The 9,352-nt window shown below is 70.2% G+C and carries 7 protein-coding genes; all 7 read left to right on the top strand.

Features of this window, described 5'->3' with window-relative positions; genetic code table 11:
• The first annotated feature begins 2 nt into the window (after positions 1-2).
• The 7 genes from FL344_RS21910 to FL344_RS21880 all read left to right on the top strand — a co-directional run bounded on the left by FL344_RS21910 (position 3) and on the right by FL344_RS21880 (position 9,260).
• On the top strand, positions 3-713 hold the full coding sequence (locus tag FL344_RS21910) for a lytic transglycosylase domain-containing protein (protein ID WP_141619888.1): 711 nt from the start codon (positions 3-5) through the stop codon (positions 711-713).
• A gap of 185 nt (positions 714-898) precedes the next feature.
• Positions 899-1,222 (top strand): STAS domain-containing protein, encoded by a 324-nt coding sequence (locus FL344_RS21905; protein ID WP_090491309.1) that lies wholly within the window; start codon positions 899-901, stop codon positions 1,220-1,222.
• Between the two features lie 95 nt (positions 1,223-1,317).
• On the top strand, positions 1,318-2,298 hold the full coding sequence (locus FL344_RS21900; protein WP_141592492.1) for a MoxR family ATPase: 981 nt from the start codon (positions 1,318-1,320) through the stop codon (positions 2,296-2,298).
• Entirely contained in the window at positions 2,295-3,263 is a 969-nt protein-coding gene (locus tag FL344_RS21895; RefSeq protein ID WP_141619887.1) for a DUF58 domain-containing protein, read from the top strand. Before FL344_RS21900 ends, FL344_RS21895 begins: the two co-directional genes overlap by 4 nt.
• Positions 3,260-5,314: a DUF3488 and transglutaminase-like domain-containing protein gene (locus tag FL344_RS21890; protein WP_141619886.1), complete on the top strand. Its 2,055-nt coding sequence runs from the start codon at positions 3,260-3,262 to the stop codon at positions 5,312-5,314. Before FL344_RS21895 ends, FL344_RS21890 begins: the two co-directional genes overlap by 4 nt.
• Before the next feature lie 431 nt (positions 5,315-5,745).
• On the top strand, positions 5,746-6,633 hold the full coding sequence (locus FL344_RS21885) for an RNA polymerase factor sigma-32 (RefSeq protein WP_020478755.1): 888 nt from the start codon (positions 5,746-5,748) through the stop codon (positions 6,631-6,633).
• 161 nt (positions 6,634-6,794) lie between these two features.
• Positions 6,795-9,260, top strand: a complete 2,466-nt coding sequence (locus FL344_RS21880; RefSeq protein ID WP_141592489.1) for an OPT family oligopeptide transporter — start codon at positions 6,795-6,797, stop codon at positions 9,258-9,260.
• Positions 9,261-9,352: the final 92 nt, after the last annotated feature.

Raw genomic sequence — 9,352 nt, 5'->3', positions numbered from 1 at the left:
CGGTGGCGGCTTGGATGGTGGGGACGGGGGCGGTCGCGTTTCCGGTGCAGGTGCCGGAAGGCGCCCAGGGCGAGGAGCCTGAGGTGACGGAGCTGCGCGCGAAGCTGGCCGAGCGCGACGCCGAGCTGAAGGCGACCCTGGCGAAGCTGCACCTCTACGAGGATGAGGCCCACTACGCCGAGGCCGAGGCCCTGGGCATCACGGAGATGGTGAAGGCCTCTGGCCTCCCCGCCCGGCAACAGCGCCGGCTGGCGGTGGCCATCGTCCGGGAGGCGGCTCGCAACAACATCGACCCGCTCCTGGTGGTGGCGGTGATCCGCTGCGAGAGCTCCTTCAACAACTACGCGGTGTCCCACGTCGGGGCCATGGGCCTGATGCAGGTGATGCCGGACACCGGCACCTGGCTGGCGGACAAGGCCGGCCAGCGGCTGGGCCGCACCAGCAACCTCTTCGACTCGGAGACCAACGTGGAGCTGGGGACCGCGTATCTGGCGGACCTCATCCAGCGCTTCGGCACCGTGGAGAAGGCCCTGGTCGCCTACAACGCCGGCCCCGGGCTGGCCCGCCGCATCCTGGCCAAGAAGGAAGCGCGCACGAAGTTCATGGCCGGCTACCCCGCCAAGGTCGTGAAGGAATTCCGCAAGCTGAAGGCCGCTCAGGAGAAGCAGCTCACCCTGCGAGAGGCCCAGAAGACGAATGGCCAGAAGAGCTGAGCGCTGAGCAACAAGCCTTGCGACGGCTGCACGACAGTCGCGAGAAAGTTGCGATGGAGGGGGTAACCAAACCCGCGGACCATGTGCACTGTGCGCCGGGCGGGAGAACCCCACGGGTCCTCCGTGGAAGGACTGGAGCGATGACGCTCCAACCCAGGCTCCGCGCCAACTTGGAGAGCACAGCAATGTCGGGGCTACAGATCCACCGTGAGGAGTCCGCAGGTTCCGTGACGCTGCGACTGGAAGGCACGCTGGACGGCAAGACGGCAGAAGAGGTCCGGACCTCTCTGAGCGCCCTGAGTGGGTGTGAGGTCGTCCTGGACTTCACCCACCTGCGGGAGTTCAAGGACAGCGCCGTGGGCGTCCTGACACGGGGCCTGGTGGAGCGCCCCGTCCAACTGCGCGGCCTGGCCACCCACCACGAGCGGATGTTCCGGTACTTCGGTGTGGGCACAGGGACGTCGCCGCGCCCTGCCTACTACACGCCCGAGGACGTCTTCCTGGCGTAGGCGCTTCGCCGCCTCGGGAGGGAGGGAGCGTCCGCGCTGCAAGCCCGGACGCGAAGCGTGTTGGCAATCGAGGGAGTCGGCTAGAGTGGCGGCAGATGAACCAGCCTGCCCGCGCCCTCTCCCCGGTGCCTTCCCCCGCAAACGCGCGCTCGGCGATGGAACGCATCGCCACCCAGCTGGGCCGCGCGGTGCAGGGAAAATCCTCCCAACTCCAGCTCGTGGTGACGTCCCTGGTCGCCGGCGGCCACGTGCTGCTGGAGGACGTCCCGGGCGTGGGCAAGACGACGCTCGCCGAGGCCCTGGCCAAGGCCTGCGGCCTGAGCTTCGCCCGCGTCCAGTTCACCGCGGACCTGATGCCCGCGGACGTGCTGGGCGCCCAGGTCTTCCACGCGCAGACGGCCACCTTCCAGTTCCGCCCCGGTCCCCTCTTCCGGCAACTGGTGCTGGCGGATGAGCTGAACCGCGCCCCGCCGCGCACCCAGTCCGCGCTGCTGGAGGCCATGGCCCAGGGCCAGGTCTCCCTGGACGGCGCCACGCACGCGCTGCCCGCGCCCTTCACGGTGGTGGCCACGCAGAACCCGGTGGACTTCTCCGGCACCTACCCGCTGCCCGACTCGCAGCTGGACCGCTTCATGGTGCGCATGTCCCTGGGCCACCCGACGCCGGAGGTGGAGGCCGGGCTGCTCGTCACCCGCGACGGCACGCCGCCCCTGGACGCGGTGGAGACCGTCTCCGAGCCCGAGGAGCTGGCGTCCCTGCGCTCGTTCGCCGCGGCGCTGCGGTTGGACGCGTCGGTCGCGGACTACGTGGTGCGGCTGGCCACGGCCACGCGCTCGCATGGCGACCTGGAGCGAGGCGCCTCCACCCGCGCGGTGCTCGCGCTGGGCGCGGCCGCACGGGCCCACGCGCTGTGGGACGCCCGGGACTTCGCCACGCCCGGTGACGTCCGCGCGGCGCTGGTGCCCTGCTGGGCCCACCGCATCATGCTGCGCAGCGCCGTGCAGGGCGTGACCGCGCGCGACGAGGCGGCGCACCTGCTGGAGGAGATTGCCCGAAAGGTCCCGGCGCCCCGGTGAAGCCCCGGCTGCCGTCATGGTGGGCCCGGGTTCGCTCGCGGCTCCGCCCGCCGCGCACCCTCAAGGTGACGCGCATCGGACGCACCTATCTGGTGGTGACGTTCGGCGTGGGCCTCGGCGCGCTCAACACCGGCAACAACCTCCTCTACCTGCTGCTGGGCCTGCTGCTGAGCATGGTGGTGGTGTCGGGCGTCCTGTCCGAGCGCTGCCTGCGTTACCTGTCGGTGCGGCGCGTGGGCGCGGACGCGGCCTTCGCCCAGGAGCCCTTCGCCTTCCGGTGGGCCGTTTCCCGCGGCCAGGGCCACGCCTTCGCCCTCACGCTGTCGGAGGCGGACTCGCCGCTCACCGGCGCGGGCGGCGTGGGTTACCTGCCCGCGGGCGTGGACCACGTCGTGCGAGCGGACCTCACCGCGCCCCAGCGTGGGCCCGTGCTGCTCACGGGCGTGCGTGTCACCACCACCTGGCCGCTGGGGCTGTTCGCCAAGACGCGCACCTTTCCGCTGGAGAGCACGCTGCTCATCTACCCGCGGCGGACCTACGCCTGTCAGGACCCGGGCGCGCCGGAGCAAGGCCCCGTGGGCGACGCGGGCAACCCCCGCCGCAATGACGGCAACGGGGACGTGAGCGGCCTGCGCGAGCTGGCGCCGGGTGAGGACGCCCGGCGCATCCACTGGATGAAGAGCGCCTCCGCCGGGAAGCTGCTGCGGGTGGAGCGCGAGCACGAGGAGCGGCGCACCTTCGTGCTGACGGTGGCGGACGGGCTCGACGCGGAGGCGCTCGAGCGCCGCTGCGAGGAAGTGGCCGCCCTGGCCCACCGGCTCATCGAGGAAGGTCACGAGGTGGGCCTGGACACGCCGGAGGAGCGCATCCGGCCCGCCGCGGGCACGGCCCAGGAGCGGCGCCTGCTGCGGGCGCTGGCGTGGCTGGGGTACGAGCGCCCTCGCGGTGACGAGGAGGCGGCATGAGGAAGGGCACGCGGCTGAGGCTGGTGCTGCGAGACCTGGGCTCCGGGTCCGCCTTCGCCTCCATGGCGGTGTCGGGCCAGCTCCCCATCTGGTCCCTGGCCCTCTACGGCGTGGCCCTGGTGGTCGCGCTGGCGGGGCGGCGCCCCTTCGCCAACCGGGTGAAGCTCACCGCGCTGCTGCTGCTGGCCGTGGCGCTGACGCTGGGCACGAACGTGCTCGCGGGCTCGCTCAACCTGGTGGTGGCGGCCTGTGCCTTCGCCGGCCTCATCTCCGCGCAGCGTCTGCTGTCCACGCCGGACGCGGCCACCGACGGCCAGGTCCACCTGTCCGGCCTGTTGATGGTGGCGGGCGGCGCGGCGCTCTCCGGCGAGCTCGTCTACGGCCTCTTCCTCATGGTCTTCGGCGTGCTGGCCAGCATCGCCCTGGCGCTGGGCGTGGTGGAGTCCGCGGTCCCCGAAGGCGAGCCGGTGCCGGTGCGCGCGGTGATGGGCCCGCTGGCCACGGGCGTGGGCTTCGCCGTGGTGGGCGCGGTGGCCTTCTTCATCCTCTTCCCCCGCCTCAACTGGAACATGATTGGCCCCAGCGCCTCGCCCGGCCTGGGCGTGGCCACCGCGGGCTTCTCCAACACCGTGCGCCTGGGCGGCGCGGGCACCATCAAGGGCAACCCGCGCATCGTGCTGCGCGCCACCCTGACCCCGGACCCGGAGAAGGAAACGCTCGACGCGTACTGGGTGGGCCGCACCTATGACGTCTTCGACGGCATGGAGTGGTCCAACGCGAGCGCCACCAGCCACGGCTCCGAGTTCATGACGACGCTGCGGCCGGGCCAGGAGAACCTGGTCCACCAGCACGTGGAGCTGATGCCCGCGTACGGCGCGCGCACGCTGGTGGCGCTGGAGACGCCCTCGCGGCTGGGCAACGCCGTGGCCAACACGCAGGTGGGCTCCCGGCGCACGCAAATCCACGAACTGGGCGGCGGCGAGGTGCGCTTCCGAGACTCCGGCATCTCGTATTCATATGAGGCCTACAGCCTCCCGCCCGGCGCCAGCGGCGACGACGTCCAGGACCTGCCCCCGGAGGAGCAGGATGCCCTGCTGTCGCTGCCGGACGGGCTGGACGTCCGCGTCGGCCAGACAGCCGCGCGGGTGCTGAATGGCGAACGCGACCCGCTGGCCGCCGCGCGGAAGCTGTCCGCGTGGCTGCAACGCGAATACAGCTACACGCTGGAGTTGAGCGGCGACGTGCCGGACCCGGTCGCCGACTTCCTCTTCCAGCGCAAGCAGGGACACTGCGAGCACTTCGCCACCGCGCTCACGTTGATGCTGCGCACCCAGGGCATGCGGGCGCGGCTGGCCACCGGCTTCTTTGGCGGCGAGCGCGTGACGGGCGGCTACGTCGTCCGGGCGGGTGATGCGCATGCCTGGACGCACGTGCTGGTGCCGGGGCGCGGCTTCATCACCGTGGACGCGACGCCACCGGCCCACCGCGCGAACCAGTCCCCTCGCCTGCTGGAGCAGCTCATCAACTTCTATGAAATCGTGGAGTCGCAGTGGCGTGACGTCGTCCTGGACTACAACTTCCGCGATCAGCTGACCGTCGTCCGCTCGCTCACTCGCTCGCGCGAGGTCCCGAAGAAGGACGAGCCGCCCAGCCGCACGCCGCCCCCCCGGGCCTTTGGTGCCGCGCTGCTCGCGGCCGCCGCGGCCTATACCGCCTGGCGGCTGCTGACACAGTTCCTGTCGCGCAAGCGGCCGTTGGAGGCCACGCGCTTCGCGGACGCGGTGGAGGCGCAGCTCGCCTCCGCGCGAATCACACGTGTCGACGGTGAGACACTGGAAGCACTGGACGCTCGGCTCGCCCGGGAGCGGCACCCGCTGTCCCCCGCCCTGACGCCCGTCACCCGGCGCTACCTGGAAGCCCGCTTCGGCGGTCGCCCGCTCCAGCAGGGAGAGGCGACGCGGCTGCTGTCGGACTTGAGACGCGCTGTTCTCACGGAGTCCCAGCGCGTCGCCAGCGAGGGCACTCGCCCGCCCCAAGCGCGCGCTTCCTGACACCCGGACCTCGGTCCTCGCGCCTGACCGCCAGGCTGCCCACCGCGCGTGCCGGCGGCCCGGGTGTGTCAGCGGCCCGAGGCGTCGTTACGCCTTTTCCCGCGGGCGGCCACGTCGTGTGACGGGCATCGCTCCAATGGCCGCGCCCTCACTGGGAGCACGGCCCTGCGCAGCCCCCGGGAGGCTTGAATGCGAACAGTTCTGAAGCTCCTACAGCTAGCGCATCCGGCGATTCATGCCGGTGCGACGTAACGGTTACAGGATTGCGGCGCTGTACGCGCCGCTGGAGCACGCCAACCCCTCGCAGACATTGGGAATGGCCCTTCGGGGCAGGTTGGCATTTCTGTTGCTCAAGCTCCCTTCGTCACGTCGTCAGACGAAATCCATCCATCCCGGCCTCACCGCGAGGCCCACCGGCGGAGAAATCATTCATGCAGGCATCCACCGAGCAGTCGTCCAACTCCGGCTCCCTGGCGATGTACCTCTCGGAGATCAACCACTACTCCCTCCTCAAGGTGGAGGAGGAGCAGGAGCTCGCGCGCCGCTTCCTCAAGGGCGACCTGGCGGCCGGGCACCGGATGGTGACCGCCAACCTGCGCTTCGTGGTGAAGGTCGCCTATGAGTACCGCTCATACGGCATCAAGATGTCGGACCTCATCCAGGAGGGGAACATCGGCCTGATGAAGGCCGTACAGAAGTTCGATCCGGACAAGGGCATCCGTCTCATCTCCTACGCCGTCTGGTGGATTCGCGCGTACATCCAGAACTACATCCTCAAGAGCTGGTCGCTCGTGAAGCTGGGGACCACCCAGGCGCAGCGGAAGCTGTTCTTCAGTCTGGCCCGCACGCGCCGCGAGCTGGAGAAGTTTGGCAGCGGTGACGCGGCGGTGAACGTGGATGACATCGCCCGCCGGCTCCACGTGAAGCCGGGTGAGGTGCGGGAGATGGAGCAGCGCATGGGGGGCCGAGACCTGTCGCTGGACGCGCCCATGGGCGAGGACGGCGGCAACAGCCACGTGGACTTCGTGGTGAGCGCCGCGGCCCCGCAGGACGACGAGTTCGCGGACAAGGAGGAGGCGGGCCTCATCAACGCCCGTGTCCGTACCGCGCTGATGCGCCTGGACCCGCGAGAGCGCTTCATCATCGAGCAACGCGTCATGAACGAGCGCCCCATGACGCTCAAGGAGCTGGGGGAGCACTTCGGCTTCTCGCGCGAGCGCGCCCGCCAGTTGGAGATTCGCGCCAAGGACAAGCTCAAGTCGGAGCTGGCCGCGCTCATGGCCGAGGTGGACCCCGAGGCCGTCGCCGCCCAGCAGTGAGCCGGAATTGACCCGGCCAGTTGCCCCAGCATTCCGGGGCTGGCCCGCATCGAAGCGCCTCTGCCCTACCGGCGGAGGCGCTTGTCATTTGAGGGCGTTGTTTCACGGCCAGCCGGGGGCCTGCTAGAAGGAGTCGGTTTCCCTTCGAAGGAGCCCCCCGCTTGGCCCACGGTTCGCCGCCAATCTCCGAGGATCGCGTCCCGGTCGCGCAGACACTCGCGAAAGTCGCCCATACCCCGTACGTCCCCCCCGACAAGTCTCCGGCGGAGATGACGATTCGAGCCCTGGTGCTCGGCTCGGTGCTGGGCATCGTGTTCGCCGCCTCGTCCGTGTACCTGGCCATCAAGGTGGGCCTCACGGTCTCCGCGTCCATTCCCGTCGCGGTGCTCTCCATCGCCATCTTCCGGGCCCTGGGCAACTCCAGCATCCTGGAGAACACCATCGTCCAGACGACGGGCTCGGCCGGTGAGTCGCTCGCCTTCGGTGTGGCCGCCGCGCTGCCCGCCCTGCTGCTGCTGGGCTACGACATCAGCCTCACCCACGCCTTCCTCACGGCGGCGCTGGGCGGCGTGCTCGGCGTGCTGATGATGATTCCGCTGCGCCAGGGCCTCATCGTCCAGGAGCACGGCAAGCTGCCCTACCCGGAGGGCACCGCCAGCGCGGACGTCCTCATCGTCGGCGAGCAGGGCGGCACCAACGCCCGCACCGTCATCACCGGCTTCTTGGTGGGCGGCATCTACAAGCTCGCCTACTCCGGCATGAAGCTGTTCCGCGAGGTGCTGAGCACGCCGCTGCAGGGGCTCAAGAGCGCGACCGTCTCCACCGAGGTGAGCCCGGAGCTGCTGGGCGTGGGCTACATCATCGGCCCCCGCGTGGCGGCCATCACCTTCGCCGGTGGTGTGCTGAGCTACCTCATCCTCATCCCGGCCATCTCGTTCTTCGGCAGCGGGCTGGAGACGCCGCTGCTGATGCACAACGGCCAGCTCATCCGGGACATGTCGCCGGACCAGATTCGCAATGCGTACGTGCTCTACATCGGCGCGGGCGCCGTGGCGACGGGCGGTCTCATCAGCCTCATCCGCTCGCTGCCCACCATCGTCGGGGCCTTCAAGCGCAGCCTGGAGTCGCTGAAGGCGTCGCGGGGTCAGGGCGCCATGCCGCAGTTGCTGCGCACGGAGCAGGACCTGCCCATCACCGTGGTGCTGGGTGGCAGCGCGCTGCTGGTGCTGGCCATCTGGCTGTCGCCGCCGCTGGAGGTGAACTTCATCTCCGCCTTCCTCATCGTCATCTTCGGCTTCTTCTTCGTCACGGTGAGCGCGCGCATCACCGGTGAGATTGGCAGTTCGTCCAACCCCATCTCCGGCATGGTGGTGGCCACGCTGCTCATCACCTGTCTCGTGTACCTGCTCATGGGCTGGACGTCGTCCGAGGACCGCTTCATGGCCCTCACCACGGCGGCCATCGTCGGCATCGCCGCGTCCAACGGCGGCACCACCGCGCAGGACCTCAAGACGGCCTTCCTGGTCGGCGGAACGCCGCGTCGCCAGCAGTTGGCGCTGTTCGTCGGTGTGCTCACCAGCGCGATGTTCATCGGCCTGGTGCTGGTGACGCTCAACCGCGGCGCCACCGTCACCATCCCCGAGCCCCACCCGGGCGTGAAGGTGACGGAGTTCTCCAACGAGACGCGCGTCCAGCACACCTTCTCCTGGGCCGTCTCCGCCGACGCGATGGCGGCCCGCGGCCTGGACGAGGCGGCGCTGCGCAAGGCCGTCTGGGCGCAGGGCTACGAGCTGAACACGCAGAGCGGCGCGATGGAGCTGCGCAGCTGGCGCGACGTGTCCTCGCAGGACCTGGGCGCGGTGACGCTCAACGTCTCCAGCGGCGCCCCCATCAAGGTGGCGGACCTGGGCGCCGTCACGGACGGCCCGGAGCGCACCTACAAGGAAGGCTACGTGCGCGGCGCGGACACGCCGGTGCCGGCGGGCAAGTACCTGCTCGATGAGTCCGACACCATCCAGTACGTGGTGGACCCGGGCATCGGTGGCCGCGTCAGCGTCTATGAAGGCCAGCAGCTGACGCGCTACGCGGCGCCCAAGGCGCAGCTGTTCTCGCTCATCATCGACGGCATCCTCACCCAGAAGCTGCCGTGGGACCTGGTGCTCCTGGGCGTGTTCATCGCGCTGATGCTGGAGCTGTGCGGCGTGTCCTCCCTGCCCTTCGCGGTGGGCGTGTACCTGCCCATCAGCAGCAGCGCGCCGCTCTTCGTGGGCGGCATGGTGCGCTACTTCGTGGACCGCATCCGCGGCGGCGAGTCCGACTTCTCGCCGGGCACGCTGCTCTCCTCCGGCTTCATCGCCGGTGGCTCCATCGCGGGCGTGCTCATCGCCTTCCTGGAAATCGCCACCGACGGAGCAGGCACCCGCGCGCTGAACCTGCCTGCCCTGCTGGGCAACCAGGGCGGCCTGGGCGGCTTCCTCAACATGGTGGGCGAGAGCGAGCACGCCCACCCGCTGTGGTCCAACCTCTGGGGCCTGCTCTTCTTCGCCGGCCTGACGCTGTTCCTGCTGCGCTCCGCCCTCAAGGGCCAGAGCGCCGCCATGTCCCCGCCGCCGCAGAAGGAGGCGTAGGCCACGTGCCCGGGCCTCCTCCTGGAGGCCGGGTGAAACACCGCTGAGACATCCGGGGCGGCGAGGAGCAATCCTCGCCGCCTCGCTCATTT

The sequence above is a fragment of the Myxococcus sp. AB036A genome, from assembly GCF_006547355.1.
In the GTDB taxonomy this organism is placed as follows: domain Bacteria; phylum Myxococcota; class Myxococcia; order Myxococcales; family Myxococcaceae; genus Myxococcus; species Myxococcus virescens.
Note: the sequence above shows the minus strand (reverse complement) of the source record. Positions and strands in the feature narration are given on the sequence as shown.

Bases quoted from the DNA above. Each gene is read 5' to 3' on its own strand.
- FL344_RS21900 (WP_141592492.1), top strand. From the start codon at position 1,318: ATGAACCAGCCTGCCCGCGCCCTCTCCCCGGTGCCTTCCCCCGCAAAC.
- FL344_RS21885 (WP_020478755.1), top strand. From the start codon at position 5,746: ATGCAGGCATCCACCGAGCAGTCGTCCAACTCCGGCTCCCTGGCGATG.
- FL344_RS21890 (WP_141619886.1), top strand. From the start codon at position 3,260: ATGAGGAAGGGCACGCGGCTGAGGCTGGTGCTGCGAGACCTGGGCTCC.
- FL344_RS21905 (WP_090491309.1), top strand. From the start codon at position 899: ATGTCGGGGCTACAGATCCACCGTGAGGAGTCCGCAGGTTCCGTGACG.